This is a genomic window from Streptomyces flavofungini, assembly GCF_014650815.1.
Classification (GTDB): Bacteria; Actinomycetota; Actinomycetes; order Streptomycetales; family Streptomycetaceae; genus Streptomyces; species Streptomyces flavofungini.
The window spans coordinates 178336-193014 of sequence record NZ_BMVR01000004.1 but is presented as its reverse complement, the minus strand read 5'-3'; the positions used below and the strand labels follow the sequence as shown (position 1 = coordinate 193014).

At 71.3% G+C, this 14679-nt stretch carries 13 protein-coding genes; 3 read left to right on the top strand and 10 right to left on the bottom strand.

Features of this window, described 5'->3' with window-relative positions:
- Window positions 1-53: 53 nt before the first annotated feature.
- Complete coding sequence (gene yczR / locus IE274_RS11135; RefSeq protein WP_190115501.1) at window positions 54-1514, top strand: MocR-like transcription factor YczR; 1461 nt, start codon at window positions 54-56, stop codon at window positions 1512-1514.
- Between the two features lie 96 nt (window positions 1515-1610).
- On the opposite strand, the gene IE274_RS11130 is transcribed toward yczR, so the two are convergent.
- From IE274_RS11130 to IE274_RS11120, 3 genes are all read right to left on the bottom strand, one after another.
- Window positions 1611-2696, bottom strand: coding sequence for a CDP-alcohol phosphatidyltransferase family protein (locus IE274_RS11130; RefSeq protein ID WP_190115500.1), 1086 nt, complete (start codon window positions 2694-2696; stop codon window positions 1611-1613).
- 277 nt (window positions 2697-2973) lie between these two features.
- Window positions 2974-4215 carry a macrolide-inactivating glycosyltransferase gene (gene mgt, locus IE274_RS11125; protein WP_190115499.1) on the bottom strand — a complete coding sequence of 414 codons (1242 nt, stop codon included), beginning with the start codon at window positions 4213-4215 and terminating at the stop codon, window positions 2974-2976.
- Between the two features lie 103 nt (window positions 4216-4318).
- Complete coding sequence (locus tag IE274_RS11120) at window positions 4319-4708, bottom strand: MarR family winged helix-turn-helix transcriptional regulator (RefSeq protein WP_229909506.1); 390 nt, start codon at window positions 4706-4708, stop codon at window positions 4319-4321.
- A gap of 136 nt (window positions 4709-4844) precedes the next feature.
- On the opposite strand from IE274_RS11120, the gene IE274_RS11115 reads away from it, so the two are divergent.
- Window positions 4845-5897, top strand: coding sequence for a hypothetical protein (locus IE274_RS11115; RefSeq protein ID WP_190115497.1), 1053 nt, complete (start codon window positions 4845-4847; stop codon window positions 5895-5897).
- Window positions 5898-5965: 68 nt separating this feature from the next.
- On the opposite strand, the gene IE274_RS11110 is transcribed toward IE274_RS11115, so the two are convergent.
- The 3 genes from IE274_RS11110 to IE274_RS11100 are packed head-to-tail and all read right to left on the bottom strand — an operon-like array spanning window position 5966 to window position 9083.
- Window positions 5966-7261, bottom strand: coding sequence for an ABC transporter substrate-binding protein (locus IE274_RS11110; RefSeq protein WP_190115496.1), 1296 nt, complete (start codon window positions 7259-7261; stop codon window positions 5966-5968).
- The gene (locus IE274_RS11105; RefSeq protein ID WP_372447133.1) at window positions 7261-8175 is read right to left on the bottom strand and encodes a carbohydrate ABC transporter permease; all 915 of its coding nucleotides are present in this window, start codon (window positions 8173-8175) and stop codon (window positions 7261-7263) included. Before IE274_RS11105 ends, IE274_RS11110 begins: the two co-directional genes overlap by 1 nt.
- Window positions 8097-9083, bottom strand: a complete 987-nt coding sequence (locus IE274_RS11100; protein ID WP_229909457.1) for a carbohydrate ABC transporter permease — start codon at window positions 9081-9083, stop codon at window positions 8097-8099. Before IE274_RS11100 ends, IE274_RS11105 begins: the two co-directional genes overlap by 79 nt.
- A gap of 193 nt (window positions 9084-9276) precedes the next feature.
- On the opposite strand from IE274_RS11100, the gene IE274_RS11095 reads away from it, so the two are divergent.
- A complete protein-coding gene (locus IE274_RS11095) occupies window positions 9277-10143 on the top strand; it encodes a phosphotransferase enzyme family protein (RefSeq protein ID WP_190115494.1) in 867 nt (288 codons plus the stop codon).
- 103 nt (window positions 10144-10246) lie between these two features.
- On the opposite strand, the gene IE274_RS11090 is transcribed toward IE274_RS11095, so the two are convergent.
- From IE274_RS11090 to IE274_RS11075, 4 genes are all read right to left on the bottom strand, one after another.
- Window positions 10247-10969 carry a 3'-5' exonuclease gene (locus IE274_RS11090; protein ID WP_190115493.1) on the bottom strand — a complete coding sequence of 241 codons (723 nt, stop codon included), beginning with the start codon at window positions 10967-10969 and terminating at the stop codon, window positions 10247-10249.
- Between the two features lie 147 nt (window positions 10970-11116).
- Window positions 11117-12358: a DUF5919 domain-containing protein gene (locus tag IE274_RS11085; protein WP_190115492.1), complete on the bottom strand. Its 1242-nt coding sequence runs from the start codon at window positions 12356-12358 to the stop codon at window positions 11117-11119.
- 105 nt (window positions 12359-12463) lie between these two features.
- Complete coding sequence (locus IE274_RS11080; protein WP_190115491.1) at window positions 12464-13789, bottom strand: copper amine oxidase; 1326 nt, start codon at window positions 13787-13789, stop codon at window positions 12464-12466.
- Window positions 13790-13873: 84 nt separating this feature from the next.
- Window positions 13874-14668, bottom strand: coding sequence for a Tat pathway signal sequence domain protein (locus tag IE274_RS11075; protein ID WP_190115490.1), 795 nt, complete (start codon window positions 14666-14668; stop codon window positions 13874-13876).
- Between the last annotated feature and the right edge of the window lie 11 nt (window positions 14669-14679).

Here is a 14679-nt window from a genome sequence, read left to right as displayed (position 1 = left end):
CGAGTCTGTAGAGTGATTGGCCTTTGTTACATGGCCAATCCCGGGAGAATGGCATGGCGGAGCGGGAGACGCGGGACCGGACGCTGGGGAGCCGCCAACTCGCCGCCCTGCTCCCGGACCCGGCGGGCGCGCGGCCCGCGTACCGCCATCTCGCGCGGGCGATCGGCGCGCTGATCCTCGACGGCCGGATCGCCCTGCACGTCCGGCTCCCCGCCGAACGGGAGCTGGCCACCGCCCTGCACACCAGCAGGGCGACGATCACGGCTGTGTACGACCTGCTGCGGGAGGGCGGCTACGCACGCAGCAGACAGGGTGCGGGTACGTGGACGGCGCTGCCGGAAGACCGCGCGCCGCACGGCGTCACCCGGCACCTGCGGCCCCACGACAGCGCGATCGACCTGGCCAGGGCCGCGCCCGCGCTGCCCGAGCAGGTCCTCGTCGACGCGCTCGCCGAGGTCACGCCCCGCCTCGCGGAGCACACGCACACACCCGGCTACCACCCCTACGGCCTGCCCGAGCTGCGCGCTGCCGTCGCCGAACGCTTCACCCGGCGCGGCCTGGCCACCGTCCCCGACCAGATCCTGGTGACGTCCGGCGCGCAGCACGCCCTCACGCTCGTCCTGGGGCTGCTGTGCGGCCCCGGCGACCGGGTGCTGGTCGAGAACCCGTCGTACCCGAACGCCCTGGAGGCGATGCGCCGGGCCCGGCTGCGCACGGTGTCGGTGCCGGTGACCGACAGCGGCTGGGACGTCGAGATCATGGAGTCGACGCTGCGCCAGGCGGTGCCCCGCATCGCCTATCTGATCCCGGACTTCCACAATCCGACGGGCTGCCTCATGCCCGCGGCGGAGCGGGCCCGGGTGCTGCGTGCCGCGCACCGCTCCGGGACCTGGCTCGTCGTCGACGAGACTCTGGCCGACCTGGCCCTCGACGTGCCCGCGCCCGCGCCGTTCGCCTCCTGTGCGGCGAACGGCGCGGGCGGGGAGGTCATCACGGTGGGCTCGATGAGCAAGACGTACTGGGGCGGCCTGCGCATCGGCTGGCTGCGGGCGCCGTCGCGGCTCGTCACCGAGCTCGCCGGGCAGCGGGTCGCCACCGACATGGGCGGCTCGGTCCTCGACCAGCTCCTGGCCCTCGCCCTGCTGGGCCGCGCCGGGGAGCTCCTGCCACGCCGCCTGGAGGAACTCCGGGAGCGGCGCGCCGCCCTGGCCGCCGCCCTCACCGAGCACCTCCCCCAGTGGACCTGGCGGCTGCCGTCCGGCGGCCTGTCGTTCTGGGTCGACCTGGGCGCGCCCGTCGCCTCGGCGCTCGCGGAACGGGTGCTCGACTACGGCGTCCGGATCGAGGGCGGCGGCTGCTTCGCCCCCGACCCGGGCCTCTTCGAGCGGCGCCTCCGCATTCCGTACACCACCGCCCCGGACGCCCTCCGCGAGGCCGTCCACCGGATGTCCGCCACGCTCACCGACGGCCTGACGCCCTCCCCTGCGGGGCGCAGACCGCACTGGATCGCGTGAACGCCGCGGTACGACGCGTCCCGAAAGGGGCGCGGGGAACTGCGCGGCCAGCCACTGACGGCCCGCGGATTCCACACCGCACCGTCCGGCAAGCGCTTACGCGGCCGTCGTGACCTTGCGCTGCTCGAAGGAGTCCAGCGTCCGCGAGAAGTCGCGGGTGGAGAGCAACAGCTTGTAGACGATGGCGAGTTCGAAGACGAGCAGGAGCGCTCCGGCCACGATGGTGGCCGGGACCACCACGTCGAACAGCGGGCCGATGATGAAGACGCCCATCTGGAACTCGATGCCGCTCACCAGGTGCGTACGGATGCGGTGCCGCAGCAGGAAGGAGCGTGCCCGCAGGTACGCGGGGAACTTGCCCCGGAACTCCTGGTGCAGGTCGATGACTTGGGGCTTGCGGCGCTTGGTGCCCGGCGCGGCGGGAGTGCCGTCCTCACCACCGTCCTCAGCACCGTTCTCGACACCGCTCTCGGAGTCGACCTCGGCGGTGACCTCGGAGTCAGCCTCGGCGTCCGCCTCGAACTCGGCCTCCTCCCGTCCCTCCGCCTTGGCCCGCTCCAGGTCCTGCTCCACGTCCGCCTCGGGGTTGTCCCGCAGCAGGTCCTCCATGAAGGCCAGTTCGGCGGCGTTCTCGGCCCGGCGGGCGGCCCGCACGCGGGCCTTGATCTGCTTGCGCATGGTGTGCCGGATCTTGAATATCTCCAGCGAGTTGATGTACCGGAGCGTGTCCAGGAAGACCACGGCGACCGCGAGCCAGATATAGGTCTCGTCGTGCGTGCGCGCGTACTGACCGCCCATCAGGGCGACCCCGCACACCATCACCCGGATCCGGTCGAAGACGAAGTCGAGCCAGGCGCCGAAGACCGAACCGGTGCCGGTCAGGCGGGCGACCTTCCCGTCCATGCAGTCCAGGACGAAGCTGAAGTGGTAGATCACCGCGCCGAGCACCAACCAGCGCCAGTCGCCGAACGCGAAGCACACCGCCGAGGCGAGCCCGAGCACGAACGCGCCCCAGGTGATCTGGTTGGGCGTGATTCTCGTGTACCGCGCCGTCAGCCGCACGAGCGGCGTGGCGAGCGGGTCCACGAGCATCACCGTCCACCACGCGTCGCGCTTCTTCTGGGTGATGCGACGCACCTCGGCGAGCGGCGGCACGTCGGGGCGCACGGACTGTCGTGACATGGGTCAACTTCCTGGCGTTCGAATGAAGTTCGCTTCACGCTAGGTAGCTGTTCACGAAAGGAACAAGCACCGACGGACACAACCTTTGCCGGGGGGTAAGGGTCAAACAGACAGGCCAAGTCCATGGGCAAGACAGGACAGCCCCGCGTTATGCGAGCGTTACCGAATGACCCGGCCGTTACCTAATGGCTTCACGGAGCGTTACGTCACGCCTGGTCGGCACCCCACGCACCGATGCCGAAGTGCCACCAACTCACCCTGAAACAACGCCAAACGGTCATCGCCCGGCACCTCCGGCCTTCACAGCGCCGTCACGCGCGGCCCGCACAATCTCCTCCTCGATCAAGTCGGCCGCCATCTTCGTGCCGCCCTCCCCGGCCATGCCCGCGCGCACCTCGTCCAGCCTGCGGGCGACCTCCGGGTCGGCCACGAGGGCAAGGACGGCCGCGCGCAGCGTCTCGGCGTCGGCCTCCTCCATGGGCAGGTGCCGGGCGACCCCGAGCCCCTGGAGCATGTCGGCGTTGCCGAACTGGTCGACGGCCTGCGGCACGGCGACCATCGGCGTCCCCGTGGCGAGGCCCTCCTGGCTGCCGCCCGCCCCGGCGTGCGTGATGAACGCGTCGGCCTGCCGGAGGATGGCGAGCTGCGGCACCCAGCGGTGCACTTCCACGTTGGCGGGCACGTCACCGAGGTCGGCGATGTCGACGTGCTTGCCGATCTGGAGCACCAGGTGCCAGCCGGGCAGGCCGCCGAAGGCCTCGACGCAGGCGCGGTAGAACCCGGGCTGCTTGGTGAACGCCGAGCCGAGCGACACGAGCACGACCTTCTCCGCGTCGGCCGGGCGCTGCCACTCCCCCTGCGCGGCCCGGTCGCCCTGACAGGCGCCGACGAAGGTGTGCACGCTCTCGTCGACCCGGTCGGCGTTGGGCTGGAAGACCTTGGGGATGAGGACGAGCGAGCGCGGCGGGCGGCCGACGAACGGGTCGTGGTGCTGGGTGATGCCGTTCGTCTCCAGCCAGGCGTGGAAGCGCGCGAAGTAGGCCTGGCCGCGCTCGGTCTCCCGCAGCGGCGCGTACAGCGGCTCGCCGACCTCCTCCTCGTACCCCTCCCAGGCGACCAGGTTCGGCGAGAGCGAGATCTCGGGGACGCCCCAGTTCCGGGCGAGCACCCGCGCGGGGTAGGAGGTGATGTCGTGCAGGACGATGTCCGGCTCGTCGCCCTCGTACGCCGCGCGCAGCTGCGGCAGGGCGTTGATGGCGTCGTTCAGGAACGGCTCGATGTTGTCGATCAGCGTGTCGCCCCAGACCTCCGGGTCGGCGTCGGGGCCCGGGAGCGTGGTGGTGTAGAGCACGGGCTCGGCCCCGGTCTCGGCGATCTTCTGCTCGAAGGCGTGCGGGATCGCGTACGTGACGCGGTGGCCGCGGGCGACGAGTTCCCGGATCACTTCGAGGCTCGGGTTCACATGCCCGTGTGCGGCGATGGAGAACATGGCGATGTGGGCACGCTGGGATGTGGTCATGTCCTGACCATAAACGAGACGATACGTCTCGTCAAACCATTTTCCGCTACCCCCGGGGCACCTCACGGCCGCCCTCGAATCCACCCCCGAGGGCACTCCCGGCTCACCCCTCGGGCGCCCCCGCGTTGTACCGCAGCAGATACTCCGCGAAGCGCTCCAGGTCCGGCTCGCTCCAGCCCGCGAGCCGCTCCCGGAACGCCACCCGGCGACTGTCGGTGGCCCGCTGGAGCAGCCCCGTGCCACGCTCGGTGAGGTGCAGCACCTGCACCCGGTGGTCGCCCGGCTCCAGACGCCGCTCCACCAGGCCCGCCTTCTCCAGGGCCCCCACCTGTCTGCTGATCGTCGATTTGTCGAGCATGTAGTACGCCGCCAGGTCAGTGGCCCGGCAGCCGCCCCGGTCCTCCAGATGACTCAGGAGCGTGAAGGACACCAGGGACAGTTCGGGGTGCATCCGGGCGGCACTGGCTCGCGCCCGGCGCGCGAACGCCGTCATCTCGCGCTGGATGATCTCGATCGACCCGCCCGGACCCGGCTCGTTCTCGGCCACGATTTCCGCCTCCTCCGCGAATGGTTGTACAGTACAACATTGAGTGTGAGTTGTATAAACCAACCATTGGGAAGAGGTCTTCATGACGGCCACCGCCCGCGGCCCCCTGCGCCACGTCCTCGTTCATCTCGTGACCCCGCTGTTGATGTGCCTGGGCATGGGCCTCGCCTACATGAGCGCCTTCGTCACCCCCGAGCCGCACCACCTGCCGGTCGCAGTCGTCGGCTCCGACGCCCGCGCCCACGACGTCACCCGGTCCCTGGGGGCGCGGGCGGGCGACGCCCTCGACGTCCGGCCGCTCGCCTCCCGCGCCGAGGCCGTCGACGAGCTCAAGTCCCTCGACATCTCCGGCGCGTACGTCCCCGACGCCAAGACCCCCGAGCTCCTGATCGCCTCCGCGGGCTCCGACATGAGCGCGCTCGCCACGGAGAAGGCCTTCACTCCCCTCGCCGCGGCCCAGGGCGCGCCCCTGAAGGTCACCGATGTGGCCGCCCCCGTCGACGACGACCCGACCGGACAGGGGCTCTTCTTCCTCCTGGTCGCCGTGAGCATCGGCTCGTACGCCTCGGTCGCCGCGCTCGGCGCCGCGGGCGCGGGCCTGCGGATGCGCACGCGGGCCGCGCTCGCCGCCGGGGTCTCGCTCGCCGTCAGCGTGATCGGGGCGGCGCTCGCGGGACCGGTGTTCCACCTCGCGCACCACGGGCTCGCCGGAGTGTGGGCTATGGCGTGGCTGTACTCGGCGGGCATCCTGTTCATCGGCCTCGGCCTGCACACGTTCCTGAAGCGCTGGACGACCCTCGTGATGATGATCCTGTTCGTGATGCTCAACTTCACGTCGTCCGGCGGTCTTTTCCGGCCCGAGCTGCAGAACGGCTTCTACGGCTCCCTGCACTCCTTCTGGAACGGCGCGGGCTTCGTCGAGGGCGTCCGGGGCCAGTTGTACTTCGACGGCCACGATCTGGGCCGGTCCGTCCTGACGCTCGTGGTGTGGCTGGCGGCGGGCCTCACGCTCACCGCGGTGGCGGCGCTGCGGGAACGCGGGCAGCGCGCGGCCGCCCTGGCCGCGTCGCGCCCCGCCGCCGCACCGGCCGGGGAGGCCGCCGAGGAGGAGATGGAGGAGTCGGTCGGCGTCTGAGGCGGTACGCGTATGGGGCGGGGACCACGCACACGCGTGGTCCCCGCCCCATACGCGTACCGCAGTCGTCAGCGCTGGTAGCGCTTCAGGACCAGGTTGCCGTCCTGCACCAGGCGTTCGCGCAGCTCGCCCATGCCGATCGCACCGCTGTAGTACTCCTGGAGCGCGGGGGTCGCGATCTTGTCCTTCCACTCCGGGTAGCCGCGCACGGGCTGGGCGGGCGCGGGCCGCAAGTGCCCCGCGAGCGCCGTACCCGTCGCCCAGTCGTCCTTCTTGGTGCGCAGCGCCGGGTCCTTCAGGGCCGCCTTGCCCGTGGGCAGCATCCAGTCGCCGCGGGCGAGCCGCACCATGTTCGCGGGCCGCAGGAAGAAGTCGATGAACTCGGCCGCCTCCTTCTTGTGCGGGCTGTCCTCGGCGACCGAGAGGGTCTGCGGGCTGACCCCCTGCGCGAGCCCGTCCGCCCCGGCGGGCGCGGGCAGGACCTGCCAGTCGAAGCCCTTGGGTGCCTGCTGGGAGATCTGCTGCCGGTAGGAGAACCCGAGCGGCACCATGGCGTACTTGCCGCCGAAGAAGCCGGGCAGCGTGTCCGAGCCGCCCATGCCGAGCGTGCTTCCCGACGCGCTCCCGTCGACGTTGACCTGGTCGTGGACGGTTTGCGGCATGACCTCGTCGGCCTTCTCGAAGCGGATCTCGGCCTTGCCGTCGGCGCGCCGGTGGAACAGCTTCCCGCCGGTCGACAGGGACAGGTTGAGCGTGGCCGACACGGGGTCCTTCAGCGGCCAGGCCACCCCGAACTTGCCGTCGCCGTGGCCGAGTTCCTTCGTCACCGACCGGAACTCCGGCCAGCTCCACGGCTTCTCGGGGGTGGGGATCCGGACGCCGGACTCCTTCAGCCACTTCGCGTTGGCGATGAGGACGCGCGGCTCCTGGAGGAACGGCACGCCGTACACCTTGCCGCCGAAGGTCGCGGTCTCCCAACTGGCCTGCGGGATGTCCGACTTCAGCCGCTCCGGGAGCAGCTCGCCGAGGTCGGCGAGATAGCCGCCGTACGCGAAGTCCGCGAGGTCGTCGGACGCGTCATGGATGATGTCCGGCGCCTCACCGCCCTCGAAGGAGGTCAGCAACTGGTCGTGGATGCTCGTCCAACTGCCCTGTACGTACTCGACCTTGACGTCGGGGTGGGTGGCGTTCCACTCCTTCACCAGCTCCTTGTTGGCGGCGACGGACTCCTGCTGCCAGGCGAGGGACTGGAAGCGCAGGGTGATCCGGCCGCCGGAGTCGCCGTCGCCGTCGTCGGAACACCCGGCGAGCAGCAGGGCGAGCGCGGCGGCCGAGGCGCCGAGTGCGCGGACGCGTACCGCCATCAGCTCTTCACCGCCCCGGCCAGCATCCCGCCGGTGATCCGCTTCTGGATGATCGCGAAGACGACGAGCGAGGGGAGCGTCGCGAGGAACGCGGCGGCGGCGAGCGGGCCGAGGTCGGCCGCGCCCTCGGCGCCGAGGAAGTGCGTGAGGACGACCGGCAACGTCTGTTTCTCCGGGGTCTTGAGCAGGACGAGCGCGAAGAAGAACTCGTTCCACGCGGTGATGAAGGCGAACAGGGCCGTCGCGACGATGCCCGGCGCGAGCAGCGGCGCGGTCACCGAGACGAGCGTCCGCAACTTGCTCGCGCCGTCGACGGCGGCGGCCTCCTCCAGCTCGGTGGGCATGGCGCGGACGTACCCGACGAGCATCCACAGGGCGAACGGAAGCGCCCACACCACGTACACCATGATCAGTCCGGGCAGCGAGTTGATCAGGTGCAGGTTCTTCAGGACCAGGAACAGCGGGATGATCACCAGGACGAACGGGAACGCCTGGCTGATCACGACCCAGCCGGTCGCGGCCCGCGCGAGCAGCGTGCGGTGCCGCGCCATGACGTACGCCATCGGGGTCGCGATGACGACGGCGACGACGGCCGCGCTGAAGGCCACGATCAGGGAGTTCCCGGCGGCTTCGAGCAGGGGCTGTTCGTCGAAGGCCTGGCGGTAGTTGGCGAGGGTGGGGTCCTTGGGGATCCAGGTGGGGTGCAGGCTGCTCAGTTCGCGCGCCGGTTTGAACGACGTGGAGATCAGCCAGAGGAACGGGAAGGCGAGGAAGACCAGATACGCGAGGAGCGCGAGGTACTGTCCCGCCCGCGCGGGCTTGCTGGTACGTCGCGTCACCGCTGGTCGCCTCCCCGCAGCCGGCCCACCAGATACACGGCGAGCAGCACCGAGATCAGCGCGACCATCACACATCCCATCGCCGCCGCGTAGCCGAACTGGCCGTAGCGGAAGGCCTCTTCGTACGCGAACAGCATCGGCAGCCGGGTCCGGCCGCCCGGGCCGCCGTTGGTCAGGACATACACCAGGGCGAAGGAGTTGAAGTTCCAGATGAAGTTGAGGGCGGTGATGGCGAGCGCGATGGGCCTGAGGGCGGGCCAGGTGACGGTGCGGAAGCGGCGCCAGGCGCCCGCGCCGTCCATCTCGGCGGCCTCGTGGAGTTCGCGCGGCACGTTCTGCAGTCCGGCGAGCAGCGCGACCGTCGTCTGCGGCATGCCCGCCCAGACGCCGACGACGATGACGGCCGGCAGCGCGGTGCCGATGCCCGTCAGCCAGTCCCGGCCGTCCCCGAAGCCGAGATCGCGCAGGGTCTCGTTGAGAATTCCCGCATCAGGGTTGTAGACGAGGCGCCACATGATGCCGACGACGACCTCCGGCATCGCCCACGGGATGATCGCGAGCGATCTGGCCAGCCAGCGGAAGCGCAGGTCCTGGCTGAGCAGCAGCGCCAGGCCGAGGGCGAGCACGAACTGCGGCACCGTCACACCGACGGCCCACAGCAGGCCGATCCGGAACGAGTCCCAGAACAGCGTGTCGTGCACCAGGTCCTGGAAGTTGAGCAGGCCGATCCACTCGGTGGGCTCGGTGCGGCCCGACTGGGAATCGGTGAAGGCCAGCGAGATGCCGTAGAGCAGCGGGCCGACGCTGAGGACGAGGATCGGGAGCAGCGCGGGCAGGACGAGGAACCAGGCGCCCTGGTCAAGGACGCCCGTGGATGCCGCGCCCCCGCGCCGTTCATCGCCCTCGCGTCTGCGGCGGCCTCGCCACCGGCCCCGGCCGGAGCCGCCGCTGTCGGGCCGCTCGCTCTCGGTCGCCAATGTCACGGAATCGGCTCCTTTGGGCGGCTGATTAGGTTTTGGCCGCCCAGGCGGCCCCCGTCATCGTGCTGATGTGACCTTGATACGTCAAGCGACCGCGCACGCCGGAAGTCCGGTCTGGCCTGTGCGAATGCGAGACTTGCGCGGCGGCTGGAGCACACCGGCCGCGGGTGAGGCACCGGGTGCGGGAGGCAAAGGCATGGACGAAGCACGGGCACGGGACGTACTGAACTCCGCGGGGCTCGCGGGGGGCGCCCGCGGCCACGCCGAGCTGATCGCCCTCGGCGAGAACGCGGTGTTCGCCGTGGGCGACCTCGTCGTGAAGGTCGGCCGGGACGCGCCGGAGCTGCTCGACCGGGCGCGGCGCGAGCTGGCTGTCGCCGAGTGGCTGCGGGCGTCCGGGGTGCCGGCCGTGCGGGCCGCCGAGCCCAAGCCCTGGTTCGCCTCCGGACACCCCCTGACCCTCTGGCACCGGCTCCCCGAGGCCGTCCGCCCCGCCGGACCCGCCGACCTCGCCGAGCTGCTCCGCCTCGTGCACGCCCTGCCCTCCCCCTCCTTCCGGCTGCCCCGGCGTGAGCTGCTCGGCGGTGTGGAGCGGTGGCTGCGGCTCGCCGGGGACTCCATCGACGCGGAGGACGCGGAGTATCTGCGGGCGCGGCGGGACGGGTTCGCGGCGGCCGTCGTCCCGCTCGTCCCGCACCTCACCCCCGGGCCCCTGCACGGGGACGCGCTGCCGCGCAACGTCCTCGTCGGCCCCGACGGGCCCGTCCTCGTCGACCTCGAGACGTTCTCCTCCGACCTCCGCGAGCACGACCTCGTCGTGATGGCCCTCTCCCGGGACCGGTACGGGCTCGGGGCCGAGGCCTACGACGCGTTCACGCGCGGCTACGGGTGGGACGTGCGGGAGTGGGAGGGCTGTTCCGTGCTGCGTGGGGCGCGGGAGACGGCGAGTTGCGCGTGGGTCGCGCAGCACGCTCCGGCCAACCCTCGGGCGTTGGCCGAATTCCGCCGCCGCGTGGCGTCTCTGCGGGACGGGGACCCCACGGTCCGCTGGCACCCGTTCTGACCGGGCGGGACGGGCTTTCTCCCCACCCACTCGCCCCAACTATGCGTCTGGCCGGGGCAGTCGGCACTGCCTGCCCCAAGACCCCGGGGGGAGCCTCGCCGGGTCAGACCGTCGCGTCCGCGTCCTCGCGCAGGGGCCACGTCCCGTCCACCACAGCGGCAGCGTCCCCTTTGCGGCGCAAGAAGGCCTGGAAGTCGGCCGCCCACTCGGCGTACCAGCGGACCTGCTGGCGGTGGAGTGCGGCGGCGCCGAGGTCGGCGACCTTGGGGTGGCGGGTGGCGAGGGCGTGGGCGAGGCGGGCGGCGGCGAGGGCGTCGGCGGAGGCGTCGTGGGCCGACTCCAGGACGACGCCGTACTCGGTGCAGACCGCGGCGAGGTTGCGCTTTCCGCGCCGATAGCGGTCGACGGACCGGTCGATGGTGTACGGGTCGACGACGGGGCCGGGCTCCGCCCCGCCGAGCCGGTCCCGCAAAGACGGAAGCCCGTGCCGCCGCAGCTCTGCGGCGAGCAGGCTCAAATCGAACGCGGCGTTGTAGGCGACGACGGGCACACCGGACTGCCAGTACGACACCAGGACCGCGGCTATCGCGTCGGCGACCTCCGCCCCGGGCCGCCCCTCGGCAGCGGCCTTCTCGTCGGTGATCCCGTGCACGGCAACCGCGTCCTGCGGGATCGGCACGCCGGGGTCGGCGAGCCACTCCCGGCGGCCCAGCTCCTGCCCGGCCCTGACCTCGATCACCGCCCCCGTGACGATGCGCGCCTCGCGCGGATCCGTGCCCGTCGTCTCCAGGTCGAAGCCGATCAGCAGCTCCTGGTGCCAGCCCATGGCCGCCCCCTTCGTCGTGGTGCTTTCCCCCAGTGGTCCCCACGATCCCATGCGCCACTGACAATCAGATGGCCGGATTCCGCTTGTCCCCGCCCGGCCCGGCGCGCAGCCCCGCACCCGGCCCGCACCCGGCCCGGCGCGGCCCTCTCACGACACCGGCCGCGAGTCCGCCCACGCCGTCTCGAACTCCTCCCGGTACGTCGCGAAGAGCCCGTGCTCCCCGTGGTCGCCCGGTTTCACGACCCGGCCGCCCCCGCGCAGCACGAACACGGGCACCTCCATGCCGCGGGTGCGGCGCAGATAGGACTGGACGACGGCGATGCCGTCGGCGCCGTCGCCGTCGACGAGGTAGGCGGTGAAGCGGGGGGTCTCGTCGAAGACCTGGATCTCGAAGGCGCCGGGGTCCCGCAGCCGGGACCGCACCCGTCGCATGTGCAGGATGTTGGTCTCGACGGAGCGGCTGAGCTCACCCCGTTTGAGTCCGAGTTCCCGCTCGCGCCGTTTGACGGCGCTGCTCGCGGGGTTCAGGAACAGCAGCCGCACCCGGCAGCCGGACTCGGCGAGGCGCACCAGACGCCGCCCGGAGAAGTTCTGGACCAGCAGATTCAGGCCTATCCCGATGGCGTCGACGCGCCGGGCCTCGCCGAACAGGTCCTCGGCGGGGAACTGGCGAAGGAGGCGTACCCGGTCGGTGTGCACCCCGACCACGTCGGCGTACCGGTCGCCGACCAGTTCCTCGACGGCGTCGACGGGCAGGCGCCGCGCGGAGGGCGTGTCGGAGCCCGCGCCGAGGATCTCCAGGAGCCGGGCCGAGGCGCGCTCGGCCTGGGCCAGGACGGTCGGGGACAGGGCCCGGTTGCGGGAGACGACGTTGCGGCTGACCTCGAGTTCGTCCAGGGCGAGTTCGACCTCGCGCCGGTCGTCCAGGTAGGGCTCGAAGCACGGCCAGTGCTGGACCATGAGCTCCCGCAGCTGCGGCAGCGTCAGGAAGCTCAGGACGTTGTCGTCGGCCGGGTCGAGGAGATAGCCCTTGCGGCGGCTCACCTCGCGCACGGCGACGGCCCGCTGCACCCACTCCTGCCCGGCCGGGCCGGCCGCGGCGACGACCCAGTCGTCGGCGTGCACGGGTTCGTAGACGGGGCGCAGAACAGCGGCCACGACCGCGCGCAGCCGCTGCTCCACCAGGTTCAGCCAGATGTAGGCCCGCCCGGCCCGCTGCGCGCGCGTGCGCACCTCGCGCCAGGCGTCGGCGCCCCAGTCCAGCTCGGGGCCGATCTGCGATGCCATGTCCACCGGCCGTGCCAAGGACACGGCCGACGGCGGGACATTGGCGGAGCCCTCCTCGTGACCCTCGTCACCAGGGGGCAGTTCCCGCCCACCCGAGCTCACCCACGCACCGCCTTCCGCTCCCCCCGGACTCTCCCCCAGTCAACGATCAAGGAAGGGTACTCCGGGAGCGGTGGGCGGTGCAGCCGGATGGAGCGGGCACTTTCCTCAATTGCCGATCGGGATCTGTCCGTTGTGGCCCGCGAGATCCTGCGGGGTGAGCGGGTTCATGGCCGTGACGTCGCGCGGGGCCAGCGCGAAGCCCTGCCAGTGGACCGGCATGGGCTGCTGGTCCTCGTCCCGCGCGATGTGGTGGAAGCCGATGTTGACCCAGGTGATGGGGTGCTTGAGGGTCTCGCCGTTCGACCACTTGTCGACGCTCTTGGGGTAGCCGTTCGGGCACCCTATGTTGGCGCTCGCGTACTGCTCGCACTTCTTGTACTCGGTGAAGTACACGTCGTGCTTGGTGTAGGGCCGTCCGATGTGCTTGTTGCTGGCCCCGGGCACGATCTCGTACGAACGCGGGTGCTTGTCCTTGTTCTTGCCCGTGGCGCTCACCACGCGCCACCAGCGCATGTCCTTGCGGTCGCCGGTGAGTTCCTTGGTGACGGGCGTGCGGGTGGTCTTCGTGGTCGGGCTGCCGCCGTTGGCCGACGGGGTGACCTTGGAGTCGTACTGCTCGACCTTGGCCTTCGGGGAGCCGTCGAGGCCGAAGTTCAGCCGCCAGAAGACGTTGTGCGAGTGGCTCTCGGCCTTGGCCTGGTCGCCCTTGCCGATGGGCCAGCCGCGGCCGTCGCCGCCGTCGAAGTCGAACGGCGAGAGGCTGCCGGTCGCGCCCACGTTGGAGGTGATGGTGCCGTCCGAGGAGAAGCGCCACTCGGTGATGTACTCGTACCAGGAGGCCTTGTTGACGGTGTAGACCAGCAGGTCCTTGCCCTGGGCGGTGTAGACCTTGCCGTTGCCGCCGGTGGACTGGTCGTGGGTGAGGCGGTACGCGTGCCCACGCGCGCGCGTGGTGGTGCACAGGCCCTTGACGTTGCCCCGGTCGGGCACCTTCACGGTCTTGATGGTGCCGCCGGGGCACTCACCGGCCTGGAGGGGCTGCAGGGCCTGGCCGAAGTCGGTGTCCGTGACATCCTGGAACTCGGCGTCGCCGTCGTCGTAGGGCACGTGGATCTGCGCGAGGCGGGCGCTGGTGAGGACCGGTATGGGCTTGGGCTCGCCCTTGGGCTGGTAGCTGATCTTGTCGAGGATCAGCCCGGAGTACGTGTTGTAGTGCCAGCACATCCGCCAGGTCGTACCGCCGTCGACGGTCTGCTCGATCTTGTAGGCGGCGCTGCAGTCGGCCGCGGCCGCGGGGGCCTTGGGAGCGGCGGCCGCCGGTCCCGCGGGGCCCGCGGCGGCGAGGCCGGCCCCGATCAGCGCGGAGACCGCGAGGACCGTGCCGGCCCTCCTGCGGGCGCGCGAAAGTCTGTTGCCGTGAGAGGCGTCCATACGGAAATGACTCCTTCAGGAGGAGAGTGTGTGGGTGCCCTGCCCCGCCGGCCGGCGGAGGCGGGCCGTGGCCTGCCGGGCTGCTCAGCCCAGGCGGCCCACGTCACGCGCGCTGAGGTCCACCACGAACGAGCGGGTGTCGATCCACGGGCCGCGCTTGACCTTCGCGACGACCTGGAAGCACCGGTGCTTGCCGCACTCGGACAGCTCCGAGGGGATGCGCAGGTTCGTCTGCTTGCTGAAGATGAAGCCGCTCAGTTCCAGGTCGCCGGGGCCGGTGAGGTCCTTGCCGGTGGCCTTCTTGTAGTCCTGCTTCAGGCCCTTGCCGAGCGGGTCGGCGATCAGCAGTTGGGTGGCCTCGTTCAGCTCGTCCTTGGTGGGCGGCGGCTGCACGTTCTGCGCGGTGTTCGAGGACTCCACCTTGCCGGTCTCCAGATTGACCGTCTTGGTGATGGCCGCGTCCTTCTTGTAGTCGTAGTAGACGATCTGCGCCCGGCGCGCGGCGTCGCCGCCCTCGGCCGGGTCGTTCTCGGCGAGGTTCGTGGAGAGCCGCTGCGGCCCCCGGTCGCCCTCCACGTCCCGCGCGCTGGACCGCAGGCCGTTGCTGTCCAGCGCCGCCTTCTCGGCGCGCTGCGTCTCGGCGTCGGTCAGCGGGTCGCTGCCTATGCCCTTGTCGCCCTCCTCGGGCGCGTCCTCGACGACTCCGTCGGGCGCGATCGCGTCCTGGCGCGCCGAACCCGCCGCGGTGCTGCGGTCCCCCCTGTCTCCCGCTCCCGCCCCCTCGGGCAGCGTGACGACGACCATCGCGGCGGTCGCGACGACGGCAAGCGCGCCGCCCGCCACGACCTTCCCCAGATGACGTCTGACTAGTTCGCCCATATCCTCCCCCT

Excerpts from the sequence above, each read along its gene's own strand:
- yczR (WP_190115501.1), top strand. The coding sequence starts at position 54 with ATGGCGGAGCGGGAGACGCGGGACCGGACGCTGGGGAGCCGCCAACTC.
- IE274_RS11130 (WP_190115500.1), bottom strand. The coding sequence starts at position 2,696 with ATGTCACGACAGTCCGTGCGCCCCGACGTGCCGCCGCTCGCCGAGGTG.
- mgt (WP_190115499.1), bottom strand. The coding sequence starts at position 4,215 with ATGACCACATCCCAGCGTGCCCACATCGCCATGTTCTCCATCGCCGCA.
- IE274_RS11120 (WP_229909506.1), bottom strand. The coding sequence starts at position 4,708 with ATGACGGCGTTCGCGCGCCGGGCGCGAGCCAGTGCCGCCCGGATGCAC.
- IE274_RS11115 (WP_190115497.1), top strand. The coding sequence starts at position 4,845 with ATGACGGCCACCGCCCGCGGCCCCCTGCGCCACGTCCTCGTTCATCTC.
- IE274_RS11110 (WP_190115496.1), bottom strand. The coding sequence starts at position 7,261 with ATGGCGGTACGCGTCCGCGCACTCGGCGCCTCGGCCGCCGCGCTCGCC.
- IE274_RS11105 (WP_372447133.1), bottom strand. The coding sequence starts at position 8,175 with ATGTGTGATGGTCGCGCTGATCTCGGTGCTGCTCGCCGTGTATCTGGT.
- IE274_RS11095 (WP_190115494.1), top strand. The coding sequence starts at position 9,277 with ATGGACGAAGCACGGGCACGGGACGTACTGAACTCCGCGGGGCTCGCG.
- IE274_RS11090 (WP_190115493.1), bottom strand. The coding sequence starts at position 10,969 with ATGGGCTGGCACCAGGAGCTGCTGATCGGCTTCGACCTGGAGACGACG.
- IE274_RS11080 (WP_190115491.1), bottom strand. The coding sequence starts at position 13,789 with ATGGACGCCTCTCACGGCAACAGACTTTCGCGCGCCCGCAGGAGGGCC.
- IE274_RS11075 (WP_190115490.1), bottom strand. The coding sequence starts at position 14,668 with ATGGGCGAACTAGTCAGACGTCATCTGGGGAAGGTCGTGGCGGGCGGC.